Origin of the sequence: Paenibacillus sp. SZ31 (assembly GCF_012912005.1) — a bacterium.
Classification (GTDB): Bacteria; Bacillota; Bacilli; order Paenibacillales; family Paenibacillaceae; genus Paenibacillus.
Window position 1 is genome coordinate 246,587 of the sequence record NZ_JABBEA010000003.1, and the last position, 17,531, is coordinate 264,117.

Annotated in this window: 11 protein-coding genes; 1 reads left to right on the forward strand and 10 read right to left on the reverse strand. The window is 48.3% G+C overall.

The genetic code is table 11. The annotated features are described in order from the left end of the window. Nucleotides 1-27: 27 nt before the first annotated feature. The 5 genes from HF638_RS08555 to HF638_RS08575 form a co-directional block, all read right to left on the reverse strand. Nucleotides 28-1,575, reverse strand: a complete 1,548-nt coding sequence (locus tag HF638_RS08555) for a response regulator (RefSeq protein ID WP_169479834.1) — start codon at nt 1,573-1,575, stop codon at nt 28-30. Nucleotides 1,576-1,859: 284 nt separating this feature from the next. After that, complete coding sequence (locus HF638_RS08560; RefSeq protein WP_169480038.1) at nt 1,860-3,083, reverse strand: MFS transporter; 1,224 nt, start codon at nt 3,081-3,083, stop codon at nt 1,860-1,862. 191 nt (nt 3,084-3,274) lie between these two features. Beyond that, a complete protein-coding gene (locus HF638_RS08565; protein WP_169479835.1) occupies nt 3,275-5,338 on the reverse strand; it encodes a molybdopterin-containing oxidoreductase family protein in 2,064 nt (687 codons plus the stop codon). Nucleotides 5,339-5,781: 443 nt separating this feature from the next. Continuing rightward, nucleotides 5,782-6,633, reverse strand: a complete 852-nt coding sequence (locus HF638_RS08570) for a formate/nitrite transporter family protein (protein WP_169479836.1) — start codon at nt 6,631-6,633, stop codon at nt 5,782-5,784. A 306-nt stretch (nt 6,634-6,939) separates the two neighbouring features. Beyond that, nucleotides 6,940-8,301: an FAD-dependent oxidoreductase gene (locus tag HF638_RS08575; protein ID WP_169479837.1), complete on the reverse strand. Its 1,362-nt coding sequence runs from the start codon at nt 8,299-8,301 to the stop codon at nt 6,940-6,942. A gap of 460 nt (nt 8,302-8,761) precedes the next feature. On the opposite strand from HF638_RS08575, the gene pelA reads away from it, so the two are divergent. Then, the gene (gene pelA, locus HF638_RS08580) at nt 8,762-9,937 is read left to right on the forward strand and encodes a pectate lyase (RefSeq protein ID WP_348982088.1); all 1,176 of its coding nucleotides are present in this window, start codon (nt 8,762-8,764) and stop codon (nt 9,935-9,937) included. Nucleotides 9,938-10,048: 111 nt separating this feature from the next. Here the strand turns inward: pelA and HF638_RS08585 are convergent, their stop codons facing one another. From HF638_RS08585 to HF638_RS08605, 5 genes are all read right to left on the reverse strand, one after another. After that, nucleotides 10,049-10,528: a glutathione peroxidase gene (locus tag HF638_RS08585; protein ID WP_169479838.1), complete on the reverse strand. Its 480-nt coding sequence runs from the start codon at nt 10,526-10,528 to the stop codon at nt 10,049-10,051. A 152-nt stretch (nt 10,529-10,680) separates the two neighbouring features. Further along, nucleotides 10,681-11,493, reverse strand: a complete 813-nt coding sequence (locus HF638_RS08590; protein WP_169479839.1) for a (2Fe-2S)-binding protein — start codon at nt 11,491-11,493, stop codon at nt 10,681-10,683. 93 nt (nt 11,494-11,586) lie between these two features. Continuing rightward, entirely contained in the window at nt 11,587-12,474 is an 888-nt protein-coding gene (locus HF638_RS08595) for an ABC transporter ATP-binding protein (protein WP_169479840.1), read from the reverse strand. 496 nt (nt 12,475-12,970) lie between these two features. Further along, nucleotides 12,971-16,189, reverse strand: coding sequence for a GAP1-N2 domain-containing protein (locus HF638_RS08600; RefSeq protein ID WP_169479841.1), 3,219 nt, complete (start codon nt 16,187-16,189; stop codon nt 12,971-12,973). Further along, nucleotides 16,186-17,445 (reverse strand): TRAFAC clade GTPase domain-containing protein, encoded by a 1,260-nt coding sequence (locus tag HF638_RS08605; protein ID WP_024632789.1) that lies wholly within the window; start codon nt 17,443-17,445, stop codon nt 16,186-16,188. The genes HF638_RS08600 and HF638_RS08605 overlap by 4 nt, the downstream gene beginning before the upstream one ends. Nucleotides 17,446-17,531 lie beyond the last annotated feature (86 nt).

Sequence of the window (17,531 nt, forward strand, 5' to 3'; positions counted from 1 at the left end):
TATGCAGAAGCTGGTACCAACGCTGTCCTAGGGTACTTTTTTATACTCGGAAGGGGAGAAGCCCGTATATTTCTTGAACATTTTGCTGAAATACGGCCAGTTGGCACCAAAACCTGTCTGTTCGGCAAGCGAGGATACAGTGTAGTTCCCGTCCTGCTCGAGAAGCTCTAATGCTCTACGGATGCGGTAACTCAACACATAGTTCGTAAATTTCTCACCGGTTTCTTTTTTGAACATTTTGCCGATGTAGTCTGGATTCATGTATATTTCCCCAGCGATGGACTGGAGTGTTAGTGTCTCGTCCCTGTAGCGTTTCTCTACCAGCTGTTTCACACTACCTACCATATGCGATTGTCTGGAGCGGTGTTGTTCGTAGCGACGTAGGGTAATTTCCTTGGCGACGGCAAGCAGAAACTGTTGAAAAGAATGTAGCGTGCTGGATTCAATCATGCCTGGTAACTGGTCCATATACCTTTTCATCTCGGTAGAGCCGCTGAGCCGAATGATTTCCATGAACATCTGAATAAGGTAGGACTTCGTTTGGGATATATCGTATCGCAAGCTCGCAAGCAGCTGAAACATCCGGTTAAGCTCTGATCCAACTTCCTGCCAGTGCCCAGCCTTGATTGCAGTAACCATCCGCTCCGGATCGTATTCGAATTCAGGAAGAATGCGCTCTCCGGGAGAGTAAATATCCCGCTCCATAATAAGGCTACCCTCACCGAGGTAAAAGCGGTAATTGAGATACACCAGCGTCTGCATGTACAATTGCCGTGCCTGCGAAAGGTCTCCTGGCTCGCTCAGCGCAATCGTGAGATCATCATGATAGTATCGGGTAAATGTCGCACGAATCTCATCGATATTATGGAACAACTGCGTTTCAGACAACTTGTCCTCCATGATTAGTAACACATGCCCTCCAACCGTGGTACTTAAGATGGGATTGTGAAAAATATCCTCGGCAATGTTCTTGACCGCAAACAAGTGCAAATACTCATGATCTCCCTCAATCTCTACCAGCAACAACCGCACACGCTGATCCTGAAACTGTACATCAAACAACTCCTCAAAGTACTTCCATTCCTTGACCCCGTATGTTCTGTTCGTAACTAGCTCTTTCAGAAAATATTCCTTGGCATGCGGCAGTACACGCTCCAGATTATATTGGATCGACTGCACAAAATGTTCCTGATCGGTCAACTCCCGCTTCTCACTGACCAATTCACTAATAGCCTGTACGAGATGTTCTTCACTGCAGGGCTTGAGCAGATAGTGCTTCACCCCATAATGCATGGCCGTCTTGGCATATTCGAATTCCGTAAAACCCGTGAGCATGATAAACGAGATATCCTGGTACTTCTCCGCCACAGCTTCAACCAGTTGTAAGCCATCCATTCCCGGCATGCGAATGTCCGAGATGATGATATCCGGGCGTTGCCGCTCAATTAAAGCAAGCGCTTCCAATCCATCTTGAGCTATACCGATCAGTTCTGTTCCCAATCGGGACCAGTTCACGACACTGGAGATCCCGTCCGAGATCATAAATTCATCATCAACCAACAAAACCTTGTACATCGTATGCATCCTCCTGCCTTTAACCAGTTCCATTCTATTATATGGGCATTATGCACAAATAGAGGAGAGAACGTTGATTGACATGGGATTAAAGTTTAACAAATCTGATTTCTGAACAATCCTGTCTCATCTCATCGGGAAAATCATTCGCTGGCACGGCTATTGGAGTTAGTCTCTGTAAAGACAAAATAACCATCACCCCGCTACTGGGGTGATGGTTATCCTCGCTTCATTTTACAATATCATCAGGGTATGGGTACGGACGGAGTAATTCCGGTACAACATTACGCATCCATCCCATACTCCTTCACTTCACGATTGCGGTTCAACACCGCGTGCAGCACAAAACCAAGTACCGCAATAGCTGCTGTGCCTGTTGCCAGCCACGCTACAGGAATAAGTCCCTGTTTGTCATACATGACCCCCATCGCATAGGGGCCGATAACCCGTCCAACCGCACCGATCCCACCCGATATCCCGATGTAAAAGGGTGCCGCACTGCCCGCATGCTCCGATATAAAGGCAGGCGTTGCAGGGGAGATCAACATCTCCCCAAATGTGGCCAGTACCATTGCAAGCACCATGCCCGGATAGCTGTACATGGTAATCATGACAATGTAGGCCATGCCATAGAATACCGCACTTGCGGTCATCTGGGCAGTGGAGGTACGGGCCATGGTCCGTTTTACCCAACTGGTGAAAGGTTGGCCTACAAAGATCAGCACCCCGTTCAGGGTCCAGAGCAGACCGTACATTCTTTTTTCCATACCCTCAGAAATGATATACGGGGACACACCTGTGTTCCAGATGGAATTTCCGAATAACAGGAACAGCACCCCCAAGCTCATAAACAGATATAACCGGGTATTGCCCAGCAATGCCCAAACGCCCGGCCCATCGGGAACGGTTTTGCGTTTCGTCAGATGCACTTCCCCCTGATCCGGTTCGACTCGCGATAGATAATACCAGAAGAAAATCGCAAACCCGGCTGAGGTCACTCCGTTCAATACAAAGCTGAGGTGATAGGAAAAGTCAGCCAGGAAACCACTCAGCGCCGTACCAATCGCCACCCCGATATTGTTCGCTACATAGATAATATTGAATAATTCGCCACGTCGCTCCGCAAACCGAAAGCCAATAAAGGCCTGAATCGCTGGCAGCGACAATGAACTGAACAGGCCAATCCAGCCCATCGCACATATAAATACGACCCAATACGCACTAATCCAGGGCAGCGCAAACAAACCTAACGCATTAAGCGCCAGTGAACCAATGATCAGCTTCTTCACGCCCACCCGATGATACAACGAACCTCCAAGCAGTTGTCCGAAGATACCACCCAGGGACTGAATGAGGATTACAAAACCCGCGTTAGCCATCGTTCTTCCAAGCTCATCAAACACATACATGGTGGTCAGCGGCCACATCAATGCACTGCCGGTTGCGTTAACCAGACTTGCTAACAAAAATATTCTCACTTCTTTTGGATAGTTATCCAGCCATCTCATCATCTCTAGTTCATTCTCCTTAATACTCTACAGAACGTTTTACCATATCAAAACAAAAAAAGCCTTAGCCCTGACGGCATAACCAGCCAGAGCGAAGGCCTTTGGAAGTGTTACTTTTTATTGCTCTTTAGATCCTGATACATTTTGTTCTTTGTTTATCTTACCTCAAAAAAATCACCCTGCAAGCACACTCATTGACGCTTCACTTCAACAGTGGCCGAGAAGAAGGTCGCCCCGTTACCCATGTCCGACAACCGATTCGAAGTGAGTGAATTCGCCCGCTGCTTCTTCCCGTCACCATCCCACCATAAGCCTTGGCTGATGACGGTTCCCGGCAACATAGCCTCACTTACCTTGGCGGTAAGTTCGATACGTCCACGATCATTCCATACCACTACAGCATCCCCATCCTCCACGTTTCTGCGGGCAGCATCCTCCGGGTGCATTTGCAATAGAGGCATCTTTTCCAAACGCTGATGTTTGGCTGAATTGCCAAAGGTGGAGTTCAGGAAATTATGGTTTGGCGGTGACAGGAACATCAATGGATAGGTATCGGCAGGTCCAGCCGGATTCTCCCCATCATATCCTTCAACCAGAGCACTATAGGTAGGGAGCGGCGGAAGCCCTCTCTGTTCCATCGTCTCGGAATACAATTCAATTTTGCCTGAAGGTGTGGGCAGCTGATCCAGATATGCAGCATGTGGCGTCATATCCAGCTTCACGAATCGATGTTCCTTCAGTCCCTCCAACGTGACTCCATTCATGTAGGGGTTGCCTGTGCCCTGAAGTGCGTCCTCAATCATCTGTTCCGGCGTTTCTCCGAAGATTGCAGGATCGTACCCCATAGCCTGCCCAAGCAGTGAGAACAGTTCCACATTGCTCTTGCTCTCCCCAATCGGTGCAATTACCGGCTCTTGCAGATGGACGTACTGATGCCAATAAGAGGTGTACAGGTCTGTCGCTTCAAATGAAGATGTGGCTGGCAACAAGATATCTGCATATTTCGCCGTATCCGTCATGAACAGATCATGCACAACCGTGAACAGATCCTCCCGTGCAAAACCTCGCTCTACCCGCTCGGTATCCGGTGCCACCACCAATGGATTGCTGCAGTAAACCATCATCGCCCGGATTGGCTGCTCTGCTTCCAGCAACGCTTCACCAATCCGGTTCATGTTCACCACTCGCGGCTCCGGATTCTGCCGCAGTTCTGGACGTTCCAGCGCGTCGCTATTTGTGCTCGCGTAGCTGTTGGTTCGAACGGCACCGCCGCCTTGCTTCAGCCATTGTCCTGTGATGGCAGGCAGACATGCAACGCTACGCACGTTCATCCCACCATTATCATGGTGCTGGAGGCCGTTGCCGATGTGAATATGAGCCGCATGTGCGTTGCCGTATAGTTCGGCCAGCTCCACAATGGTCTCCTCCGGCACGCCCGTAATGCGTGCAACGCGGTCAGGGGTGTAACTTCGGACATGATCACGAAGTGCCTCATGACCCACCGTATACTTTTGCATAAACGCTTCATCCGTTAGGCCCCGTTCGAACAACACATGCATCAATCCCAACGCCAGTGCGCTGTCCGTGCCCGGATATAGAGGAATAAACCAGTCGCCCCATTGGGCCGTACGATTGCGATGAACGTCGATGACGACGATCTTGGCGCCTTTTTTGCGGGCTTTCTCCGCCAAAACAACCTGGTGCATATTGGTACTGACGATATTGCCACCCCACACCAGGATGAGATCCGCATGCTCCGTATCTTCTGGCACCGTTCCCCGGTTGGCGCCCATCGTATATTTCCAGCCGGTATTTCCAGCAGAGTTACAGATCGTCTGCTCCAGTACACTCGCACCAAGCGCATTGAAGAAACGCCGATCCATACCGTCTACGCCGAGAATGCCCATGTTACCGTAAAAGCTGTAGGGCAGGATGCTCTCCGGGCCGTAGGTTTCGGACAATGCAGTGAATTTGGTCGTAATCTCGCGAATCGCTTCATCCCAACTCATTCGTTCGAACTTGCCTTCGCCTTTGGCTCCTACACGTTTCATCGGATATTGTAGACGCTCGGGATGATACACCCGCTCGGTCATATTTCTGACTTTATTACAAATGGCACCCTTGGTGATCGGATGATCCGGATTACCTGCCACCTTCACAATTTTACCGTTCTCTTTATGTAACAACAGACCACAAGTGTCCGGACAATCGAGCGGGCATACCGCTGCAAATACCCCATTCTCCTGATCGATCATCGTATGGCTCCCCCTCTTTAAAAAACTATCCCTATATCATATCTTCTTCGAGGTTATCACGTAAAGAGAACAGTATATTTTCGCCTAATATTAACCGCTATAGCAGCTTTAAATTATTTTCAAAAAAATGTTTTATCGTTTGATTCAACTTCAGAATTCAGGGGTAAATTAAAAATAAGGCATTAGGCTAGTGTTTCCCCACTTCCTCCTCATGCCATATCATGGACCACTCCCGAAATTCGCCATGAACAGGTTTCGTTCCCCCGAACCTTGTCATGGCGAATTTATTTTGCGTTAAACTTCAATAAAGGACACAAAAAAAAGATTCCGGCCTGCTCCATCACAGCATATTTGCCATGAACCGAGCAAAGTCAGAATCGTCTTCACTTCTATGTGTATATGATATACGTGTATCGAGTAATGCATTGTAGTGCTATGTTCCGCTACGCCTGCTTGCTCAACATCACTCTACCCTCCGTCTCCACAGGTTCGATTGACGTTACTACCTCTGGTTTCACTTTCGGCTCAGCTTGGCGCAGGTACACCACCCAATAGGCTGCAGCTACAAACAGAGCACCACCAGTCAGATTGCCGAGCCACACCGGAATGAAATTCATCACATATTGTCCCCACGAATAATGTCCTTCGAAAATTGCAGCCGGAATGAGAAACATATTGGCTACAACGTGCTGGAATCCAATAGCCACAAACGCCATCGTTGGAAACCAAATACCCAGTACCTTGCCACTCATCGTATCGGATGCATAAGATAGCCATACTGCCAGCGCCACCAGCCAGTTACAGCCGATGCCAGAGATAAAAGCCTGTAGGAAGCCATCATGCAGCTTATGCCCAGCCATATCCACCACTTTTGCCAGATATACACCCTCTCCAGTCAGACCAAGCACATGTCCAAACGCGTACGCGACAAACAAAGCTCCAACAAAGTTACCAATCGTCACTAAGGTTAGATTTTTCAACATGCTGCCCGCGGATAATTTTCGAGCAATCGTTGCAAGCGGAACTGCCATCATGTTACCTGTCAGCAGCTCTCCTCCACCAATGAGTACCATGATCAATCCCACCGGGAACACCGCTGCTCCAATCAGATTAACCAGGCTCCCCCACTCTGCTGGCGCAGAAGCAATCACCCGAATATCCAGTAGAAAACCCAGCGCAATAAAAGCCCCTGCCAGAAAACTGAGTACCAAGACAGAAGACACCGGATATTGCGCCTTTTTCATGCCTGTTTGCGCCGTATATTGTGCAACCTCAAGAGGTGTTTTCGCTGCCATATCGTTCATCCTCTCCTTCATTGTTCATTCATCATTACAATAAAATCATTGGGAAACTCTTCGGGTAGGCGTTGAATGCCATATCCTAATTGTATCTCGGTCCTATACAAAACTTTGTGCAAATTATCACAATGTTGTTTATAAAAGTCGCTATTACGATTGTCATTGAATGACTCTGACAGCAAGAGATATCGTGCATGTTACTTACACCACCTTACAGATATACAAAAAAAGACTGACGATATGCTCGCCAGCCTTTGTGCATTTTATGGTTCATTATTTTATATCAACATCTATTCTGCTTCCTTACACCATTGCTGGTGCTTTCACTTCTACTGGTGGCAATGCTTGCAGACCCGCCGTGTTCAAGAAGTTCCACGGTTTGTTGTAATGTGGCTGGAAGAAGAAGTCGATGAAGGCCAGCTCATCTACGGTCATGTTGTTTTGGATGCAGACCGAGATCGTATTAATCGATTGAGTCAGATCAACCTGTGACATTACTTGTGCTCCGACGATGCGACGAGTAGCCTGTTCATATACCACTTTAAGCAACAGTTTCTCCGCCGTTGGCATGAACTCCGGACGGTAGCTGTCTTCCAGTACGACGGCTTCCACAATCAGACCTTCGTCAGCAGCAGACGTTTCCGTCATGCCTGTACCCGCGATATTTTGCTCATAAATTTTAATACCCGATGTTCCTTGTGTACCCATATACGGTGTCGTAGGACGTACCAGGTTACGAGCTACCAGTGTCCCCATCCGCACGGCGTTAGTCGCCAGTGGAATGTACGCTGCTTTGCCTGTCGGGTTGTAATGAATAGCACAGCTGTCACCCGCAGCGAAGATGTCTTTTTGACTAGTTTTCATATATTTATCCACGACGATTGCGCCGTTCGGCAGCATATCCACTTGGCCTTTGAGCAGTTCGGTATTTGGACGGAAGCCGATGCACAGAATAACCAAATCCGTTTCAAACTCCCCTTTGGACGTGATTACCTTAGTCACTTTGCCATTCTCTCCAGTAAACTTCTGTACCGTTTGACCAAGAGCCAGCTTGATGCCGCGTCCAGTCAGCGTATCTTCGATTGCATCCGTGAATTCAGGGTCCAGGTATTTGTTCAAAATCCGGTCCACACTGTCGATCAGGGTAACTTCCTTGCCGTTCATCTGGAAAGCCTCAACCAGTTCTACGCCGATATATCCTGCACCCACAACGGTAACGCGTTTGGCATCTTTGGCTTTTTCAATAATCGTGTTGGAGTGATTGTAGTTTTTGCAAAGTAAAATGTTGTCCATCTCAATGCCTTCAAGCTTCGGAACGACAGGCCATGAACCAGTTGTTACGATCAGTTTGTCAAACGTATCTTCAAATTCTTCCCCAGTTTGCAGGTTTTTAGCCTGAAGGGTATGACCCTTGGCATCAACTGCTGTTACTTCATGAAGCATCTTGGTCACTACACCGAGATCTGCCAGTTGATTAGGCGAAGAATAGAACAAACCGTCAGGGTCTTTCACAACTCCACCTACGTAGAGCGCAATGCCACAAGATAGGAAGGAGATATTATCATTGCGCTCATACACCGTGATGGTAGCATCCGGGTACAATTTGGCGGTGTTTACGATGGCTGCGGTCCCTGCGTGTGTACATCCGATAACTGCGATTTTCATTAAAAGTTCCTCCTCGAAATATATAAATGAGTTTGAATATAAGGTTTTTGTAGTTGTGAAATATTTCACTTCTTAATCGATACTGTGTATGTGATTTATTTCACTTTATACACTCATTATAATGTGATCTTTTTCACATTGCAATAGGTTGAGCAAAAAAAGTTTGTCGAAAGAGGTCTTTTCCCTGTATTCAAGCCTTTCTTCCCTTCGTTTTATTGATTTCATTTTCCCCGGATTCGGGTGGATTTATGCTATGTAAAGGCTTCCGCGTTCCTGTATGGACGTTTGTAGGTAGAACCTTCTTCTCCATTCACGTTTTACTTGTACAAAAATTAAATGGCTTCAATTTTCAATACAGGGTTGATTTTTAAATTGGTAAGCGCTTACAATAATAACAATCCTTTAAATGGATTTTATGTAAGTCAACAACCAAATCTCATTTCGTTCAGGAGGCGTTCATTTGAAGAAACGTTCAATGTCTGTTGCTTTCCGCCTGGTTCCCGTTACGCTTGCCTTCACCATGATGACAACTGGAGTAGCTATCCCCTCTGCTGCTGCTTCTGCCGATCTTGCACCCGTTACAATTAAAACAGAGGTTCTATCCTCCAAAATCCCAGCAGGTGCCGATGTGTCTTCGCTGCTTCAGAAGTTTAGGGATTTTAGTCATTTTGCAACCGGCGATCTTACCAAGGATACGGCCTATGCCCTAAATATCGTTTCGTGGCAAATGCCTCACGGTGGATTTTACAAAGACATGGAAGAGCAATACACAGCCCCTTGGGATGGTGTAACAGCTCGATCAGGCTGGAAAGACCCGAATGGCATTGAACTTGGCACCTTCGATAATGATGCGACAACTTCCGAGATCCGATTCCTGGCTGACATGTATGAGAAAACAGGCAATCTGGCCTTTAAGAACAGTGTCCGTAAAGCGGTGGACTTTATCCTGATTTCCCAATATCCATCTGGAGGTTGGCCTCAGGTTTATCCCAAACGAAGTAATTACTCTGATGCAGTGACCTACAACGACAATGCCATGGTACAGACGATGCTTTTGTTAGACGATATGGTTGAGCGAAGAAGTGGGTTTAACAACGATATATTGACCACCAACGACCGTAGCAAGCTGAAGAAAGCTCTGGATAAAGGGATTGATTATACGCTGAAAGCGCAAATTATCAATGCTGGTCAGCCCACCGTTTGGGGTGCGCAGCATGATCCTGTGACCTATGCCCCTGTGCCGGGCAGAGCCTATGAGTTAGCCTCCAAGTCGGGATCAGAGTCGGTGGCGATTACTGCTTTTCTGATGTCCAGGCCTCAGACTCCCGAGATTGAACAAGCCGCCAAAGGAGCTCTCCGATGGTTCGATACGGTACGAGAGAATGGAACCAAGTATAACCGACAAGGACCCGTGTATTTTGAACCGAATGCAGGGAGTGTGATCTGGTACCGTTTCTATAACGTGGATGAAGATGTGCCTTTCTACGCGGATCGGGATGGACTGAAGTATATGAACATTCTGGATATCAGTGAGGAACGACGACACGGCTACTCTTGGGCCGGAAGCTATGCTCGTAACCTGCTTAAGCTGGCTTCGGATCAAGGCTATTACACGCTAAACCAGCCATTGCCTTAATCAGGGAACCAACCTCTACCTACTGAGAGACTGAAGCTACGTCGTATACGAAGTCAACTTAAAAAAGCCTATCCTCGCTAATGCAAGGATAGGCTTCTCAACGTTCATGTATTAACCGAGCAATTTCTCGATGTCTGCGATCATGGTCTCCGGAGATTCTTTCGGTTCAACACGACCTACTACTTCACCTTCACGGTTAACAAGGAACTTGGTAAAGTTCCATTGGATGTCGCTTGTTTCGCCTACGCCGGGTTGTTGCTCCTTCAGATATTGGAACAGAGGATGTGTTTCCTCACCATTCACATCTACCTTGGCAAACACCGGGAAATTCACACCATAGTTAAGCTGGCAAAATGATTCGGCTTCCTCACTTGTACCTGGCTCCTGCCCTCCAAACTGGTTACAAGGGAAACCCAGTACAACCAAGCCTTGATCGCGATAACGATCGTAGAGCTTTTGCAATTCACCGTATTGCGGGGTAAGTCCACACTTGCTGGCTGTATTGGCAATGACCAATACCTTACCTTGATACAGATCCAGTGAGACTTCCTGGTTCGCGGTGGTTACCGCCTGATATGAATATACGGACATGACTGATTCCTCCCATGACATATGTTGGTTTGGACTGTTGCGAGCACGTTGGTATAACCAATGAACCTACAGCCTGTCTTATTATTATAAACCTGATTCGATGCGATTACCAAATCTCGGATTTACCCATATCCCTTTGCTCCGGACGCACTTTAACCCGACTTGGCAGCCACAATCGCATCATACCGCTCTTGCCGCTCGGTCTTGGTCAGTTTGGGACAGCTGTAACAGTAGTTCTGCCCACCGTACACCTGATAGTGCAGGCAGCATGTCGGCTTCATCAGCATAGTCTCTCCCGGTTGATGCGGATTATCGATCTCGACCGGTTTGAATGACAGCAAGTTCTTGCGTAACCCCAGAATCTCCGGTGGCATGGCAATGACATGCTCATATCCCTGAATTACAGCTTCTCGTTCCAATTCTGTAATATCCATCTTTACCACCGTCGTCTTGAACCATCTCAAGATGGATGCGAGCTGTGCCCACATCTGACCCGTGTTTGCTTCTCCGGCAAGGGCCACTCCTTCAATCAGTGGTCGTAGTTGTTCGCCGTAATATGCTGTAAGTAACTCATTCCGCCAGAGGGATCCACCTTCAATACCGTTATTGACTGAACCAGGATGGGCATGCTCAGTTGCATCTAAAAGTTGAAAATGGAGTACGGGGCGCCCCTCTTGAACCTCCAACTGCAGTTGGATATTCTCCAGCGAAATATTCAGCGACGTGTCACACATGCAAGTCATGTAATGAATACCAAGCAATAGACCTCGAACAGAGTGCATGAAATATACAGCAGCAGAGCGAAGAGAATCTGCACGCAGGTGCTCATTATAGGCTTCGAGCATAAGCTTTGCGTTCTCCGGATGTCTCAACAATGTCAAAGGCATGCCAAAAACCGGTTCGTTAACCGGGCCGGTCGTTATACGTCCATATTGCTCTAACCACGTGTAGTTGATTGCTCCCATTGGTTGCAAACCTCCCATGAATGCGAATGAGCCGCGTGCATTATGCACAGCGGCTTCATTCTATAATGTAAGGACCACGTATGGCCCATTTCGTTAACTTCCTGTCGCTTGACGAGCAAGTTGCTCTGTCCGTCCGCCTGCATGAACCATCGCGCTGTTCATGACCATCTGGTCTGGCGTTTTGGATTGCTGACGTTCACCTGCAAGAGCGTATGGCAAGCAAAGCGGTACACCGGAGCGCGGATCCGTTACGATATCTGCTTCGATGTTAAATACTTCACGAAGTACATCCGTGTTCATAACTTCCACGGGTGAACCATGTGCAATGGCTTTACCTTTTTTGATACCAATCATGTGATGAGCATAACGGGAAGCGTGGTTCAAGTCATGCACAACCATAACAATGGTACGATTGGCTGTGGCATTCAGCTGCTCCAGCAATTGCAATACTTCAAGCTGGTGAGCCATATCCAGGAACGTTGTCGGCTCGTCCAGGAAAAGGATGTCCGTTTCTTGGGCAAGTGCCATGGCAATCCAGGCACGTTGACGCTGTCCACCGGACAGTTGATCAATCGGACGATCATGGAATTCAGTCATGGCTGTCACTTCAATAGCCCATTCAATCATGCGTTTGTCTTCAGAACGCATGGAACCAAATCCTTTTTGATAAGGAAAACGTCCGTAGGATACCAGTTCAGTAACCGTAAGTCCTTCAGGGGCTGTCGGGTTCTGTGGCAAAATCGCAAGTTGCTTGGCAACTTCACGCGTAGACTGCTTATGGATGGACTTCCCGTCGAGCAATACATTACCTGCTTTTGGAGCCATAATACGTGCCATCGTTTTCAGGATAGTTGACTTCCCTGAACCATTGGCTCCAACAAGTGCTGTAATTTTTCCTTGGGGAATCTGAATATTCAGATCCTCTACAATTAGTCTTTCCTCATAAGCGATATCCAGCTTGGTCGTCTCCAGACGAAACATGCGATCATCCCTCTCTCATTTATCCCGGTTATGTAATCCGGCTATGACAACGAAAACGAAATTGTAATTCTGAGTATTTCCGGCGCAAAAATCTTATACATTAAAGATACTGATAATCATTATCATTTGTCAACATAAAAAACCAAATTTTCTGCTTTTTTCGAGCTTTATTCGGTCTTTTTGAAGCAGATATCTTACTCTCTTTCCGATTACACATGAGAGCTTTTCTCATTCATTCCGCGCACTTCACCACTTCTGACAATCTTTCGAGCTCTTGAATCGCAAATTTTGTGTCCGAATTGTGAATGACTGATTTATTTTCATGCAATGGCTGTATCCGCCATATCAAAAAAAAAAATAGATGACCTTGAATCTAGAGTTCAAGGTCATCTCACATACGCTCGTTTAATAAGGTATGAAGTCAGCATTTTTCAATATTTGGTCAAAAGGCACTCCATGAATCTATGCAACACGCTCAAATAATATGATTTACAGCTTAATTAGGCTGCGGCATCAATTGGATTACCGTCATCCCGCCCTGCGTGCTCTGCACACTGGCAATACTCTCGGCATCAAGATCTGCTGGAAGACTGATCTGCAATCCATACGGATAGAGACGATCTACCTCTCCAATAGACAGCTGTGCAGAATTGGTCGCATCCGCATCCTGTTCATTGGATACAGATGTGTCAGGCGATGTCGAACCAGTAACTTGATCTGCATCCGTACCTTGATCCGTGTCTCCACTCGCAGCATTAGACGATGCATTCGTCCCTGTATCCGTTGTTGTATCGGTAGCAGGATCTGAAGTGGCATCACCCGATATTGCTGGATCTGCCTGCTGAACGCCATCCTCCGTCTGCTCTGTGTTCCCCTCGTTTCCGGCTGAGGAACCATCTGTGCTTCCTTCGGAAGTACTCCCTGAACCACCATCGGATGTATCTTGGGTATCTGGCTCCTCATTCCGATTAAAACTCTCCCACTTGCCTGTAGTATCCAACTCCTGAGTACTATCATCCTTCATCGTCAATTGCAGTGAGCTTTGCTCAAACTCAGTGCTTCCCGTATCATTCCTGAAACGGATCACCAGTTGAGCAGGTGATTGCGTACCCTCCTGTTCACTCGCAGGAATCATATAAGCAATCTGCTCCGCGAGCTGTACCTCAGGTTCAGCCGGTATGACAGGCTCCTGGGTAGATGGAGGGGGTGCCGCTGGCGGCTCTACAGAATCTTTCATCCATGCATATGTACCGCCAGCAATACCCAGAACCAGGATCAAGAGGATTAATCCGAACAGATTTTTCCTTTTACCCGTTAGCATCCGCACCAGTGGAGAGGACAATTCCGTCTTCGCACGGTCATAGACCGGCTTCATTGTCTTGCTGGCTCTCACGTAATACGGTTTGAAAGCTGACTTCGACTTGAATGCTTCACGGTCATGGGCTTTGAAATACGCCACGATCGCATCCGCATATCCTTTATGCGCATTGGAACCCCGGACAAACATTCGATGATCTCCTGACCATTCGAAGAATGGATACAGCCCCTCAGCACGACTTGCATTGGTGCGGATGAATTCAGTCAGGCCAGGATAATCCAACCGGTTGCTGCCGCTTCCTCCCCGATAAAAAGCCATCGGTAAAGCTTCATATACCGCGATCCCCGGATTAACCTGTAACTCTCCGGCAAGCCAGCGACGCGACCAGCGTTGAAGTTCATTACGTTCTGCCAGGGAAAGTGCCTCCAATGCCTCTTCTTCATTCCCCTCGCCACTAAGCCACACTCTCGCAGCCAGCATCATGTTCGTTCGAGCAGATACATCAGAACCCTGACGTGCCGCCCAATCCCGAACCTCATTGCCATGCTGCAAAATATCAATGCTTAATAGCTGTTCACGGTTAACCCGTTCCAGATCCAGATCCTGAATCATAAACAGGTTAATGACATAAGCCAGCTTGTCTGCAAGGCGGGTTAACTCCTCCTGATATGCCGGATCTTGACTGGCAGACGAAGATCCCCCTTTGCGATTAGGACGGGCTGTAGCTTCAGATTGACCAATTCGTGCCGTAATGCCTGTATCATAGGTGACATCAGCGGATACCCGATCCAGTATGTTAACACGCTGGAGGGCTTCATTCGCAGACTGTACCGGATTAGGCGCAGAACATAACCGTTCACGCAGCTCACTCGCTGTCCGCTCCTGCAAGAAGCTGTAGTGGATCGCAGATGGATGGGACGTAACCCATCTTCGGATCACTTCCACAACGTTCGCTGCCGATTCCGTGCGTTTCAGCTGATTGTCCAGATAAGGCTCGAACAACAGCTTGGTGAGCGATTCATTGGCCAATACTTTATCAAAGAAAGCCCGATTCAGCTGAGGATCTCGATCCAGCACAGCATACAATTCCTGTACAGCACGCATCCGCTTCTGAGCACGGGCATTATTTACACCGTAGATGAAATAGTCAACAATCCAGGATTGCACCACCGGCGCGGCAACACTGAAATATTCGCCAATGCGAGCTGCGACGTCTTCTTCGGGTACGTTCTCACGCTTCACGCTGTCCAGTTCCCTGCTGAGCAAGGTCAGGAACAGCTCGTTCAGACGGGAACGTTGCTGTAATCCACCATCCGGCTTCAAATAGGTCAGCAAGCCACTCAGGACGTGACTTTTGTTATCCAGATAGAGGTCTTCCATGCCTTGTTCGAGACCATAGAACACCGCAAGTTCGCCATAGGCTTCAATGGAAAGTTCCCGCCCAGGTTCCATGCCGGACATCATTTCATCCGCAAACGTATAGAACGCATCCGCCGCACCAGGTTCCTGCAATAAAGCCCAGGCGAATTCCGCATAAGGTAACTTCGCCACAGATGCATCCGCATGTGTCACTCTGCCGGATACCAGATCAAAGGTGAAATCCTTCTCCGTATTCCGGTCTTTCGGACGTAACGTCCCTCGCTCAACAAACTGGACGTGGATGCCCTTCTTGGCCTGTGGCTCCTTGGCAAACGTCATGAATCCCAGCTGCCGCCGGAATGCGTATGGTAAAGCCGTGTACAGCAAACGTAACAATCCTTTGGCCCCTGCTGTCACTTCCTCTGCGGGAAGGTCCAGCGCAATGTATACTTTTCTACGTGTCGCTACAGACTGCATTACCGCATAGAGCAGGCGCTTGAACAGCACTTCGTTCATTTTCAAAGCGCTCAGCACTTGGGTTGGTGATCCTACGCCAGCATCGGTCGCCCCACCCTGTCCGCTCCTAGGTGATATAGGCAATTCAGCAAGCGCCGGCAGAACTGTACCTTGTTCGATGTCATAGGACGTGGCGAACACGGCATCCAGCCAGCCGCCTTGTTTCATCTGCTCTTCCGAACGTTCGGGAGACAAGACGTAATTATGTGCAAAAAAGGCACTGCGCAGCCCGGTGAAATCCGCCGACTGGTACACATTTTGCCCAAGAATCGTCTCTCCACTCTCCAGATGAAGCAGGTGAATGGAAGCCGGAAACTTCGTCTCGTCCTTCTCGCTACGGCCTGTGAGCTCCGCTGGAGCGTCATAGACACAGTAGGGGTGAAGCACTTTTTTGATAAAAGAAGGGTCCAGTCCCGGCGATGCCGCAACCGTATCGAACCCCTCTGTTGTGCGAAACACCCCGCGCCGCTCTCGGGTATACAGCTGTTGTTCAATGGGCGGGGTTACGGAAGAACGCATCATCCCACTCTCCCCTCAATGTACTTCAGCTTGTACAACAGCCACAGGAAAGGTTCATCCACGCGGATCGGGCTAACCACACCCTGCAATTTCATATCCACCGGATTGCTGCCCAGCGCAGATACTGCGAAATAGGCTGTATCTTTGAAGTACACATCCATCGTGCCCTTGAACGGACGATCCACCTTCTCGATAAAACGCCGGATCTCCCCGTCGATATTCTCGAACTCGGTTAGGTCAAACCAATCGCGGTGCACCATATTGCGGAAGACATTACTGTTCGATTTGATATAATCCCCCTCTTCATCCTTCAGGGAATGCAGCATGTCGCTTTTCGTGAGCACAACAGCCGTTGGAATATTGGTCTTTGCTTTGTCCTGATACGCGATAAAATCTCCGAACATCGTCAGCACCACGTCACGCGGCTCATCGTATCGTGGTGTCCACTCTCCCGGCTCGTTGCCGAGGTTAATGCGAATCTTGTCCCGAATCGAACGAATCTGAAGCGGGTCCACCATGAACAGAATACCTGCCGAGTTCTTGATGTGCTGCCCGTGAAGTCCGAGATAATCCTGCTCCACCATACCTTCACCCGCAACGTCAAAGAACACCAAGGTCAGCGGCGCTTTATCTTCATCCTTGAACACAAACTGGAAGATAAACGGCTCCTGCAACTTCTCCTTCTGCGTGGAATCCAGCAGATCGCCCCGTTCGAACAACGGTTCTTCATAATCCGCACGGAATCGGCGGCTTATCTCCGCATTCAATGGCATGCAAGCCGCGTCAAAATGATCGGCCGTATAATGCTGCAATGTATGAATTAATGAAGTCATGTAGACGGATTTACCTACCTGAGATGCACCAATGATGGATATGATATTGCTCGGTGCTTTACCTGCCGTAACAGGTAGCTCGTTATGACATTGCGGACACAACCGGCGACGTGTAACGACACCATACCGATCGTTCAGACCCATCACGATGTTATCGGAATAAATCCGATGTTCCTCCGGTACATCATGCGGAGCCAATACGGCCTCCATATCAAATACCGTGTCGAGTCCGAATCTTTCACGATACCGATTCAACTTCGCATCTTCCCCGAGTGCGTAGTCCTCATCATCATCGCGGTGATGGGCGGCGCGGAACACTACCTCTTCCGGTGAAAACTTACTGAAACAATAAGGGCACACAATATCGTAAAACAGCGGACGTTCCTCCGGCTGTTGTCTCTTCAAAAACCGACTAAAAAAGCTCATAGCCACTCCCCTCCCCTGATCAGTTAGACTAAGATGATTTACACTTGCACTACGATGACAGAGTAACCTTCCAATCGCTGGTCCAA

Bases quoted from the DNA above. Each gene is read 5' to 3' on its own strand.
- HF638_RS08555 (WP_169479834.1), bottom strand. From the start codon at position 1,575: ATGTACAAGGTTTTGTTGGTTGATGATGAATTTATGATCTCGGACGGG.
- HF638_RS08560 (WP_169480038.1), bottom strand. From the start codon at position 3,083: ATGAGATGGCTGGATAACTATCCAAAAGAAGTGAGAATATTTTTGTTA.
- HF638_RS08565 (WP_169479835.1), bottom strand. From the start codon at position 5,338: ATGATCGATCAGGAGAATGGGGTATTTGCAGCGGTATGCCCGCTCGAT.
- HF638_RS08570 (WP_169479836.1), bottom strand. From the start codon at position 6,633: ATGGCAGCGAAAACACCTCTTGAGGTTGCACAATATACGGCGCAAACA.
- HF638_RS08575 (WP_169479837.1), bottom strand. From the start codon at position 8,301: ATGAAAATCGCAGTTATCGGATGTACACACGCAGGGACCGCAGCCATC.
- HF638_RS08585 (WP_169479838.1), bottom strand. From the start codon at position 10,528: ATGTCCGTATATTCATATCAGGCGGTAACCACCGCGAACCAGGAAGTC.
- HF638_RS08590 (WP_169479839.1), bottom strand. From the start codon at position 11,493: ATGGGAGCAATCAACTACACGTGGTTAGAGCAATATGGACGTATAACG.
- HF638_RS08595 (WP_169479840.1), bottom strand. From the start codon at position 12,474: ATGTTTCGTCTGGAGACGACCAAGCTGGATATCGCTTATGAGGAAAGA.
- HF638_RS08600 (WP_169479841.1), bottom strand. From the start codon at position 16,189: ATGATGCGTTCTTCCGTAACCCCGCCCATTGAACAACAGCTGTATACC.
- HF638_RS08605 (WP_024632789.1), bottom strand. From the start codon at position 17,445: ATGAGCTTTTTTAGTCGGTTTTTGAAGAGACAACAGCCGGAGGAACGT.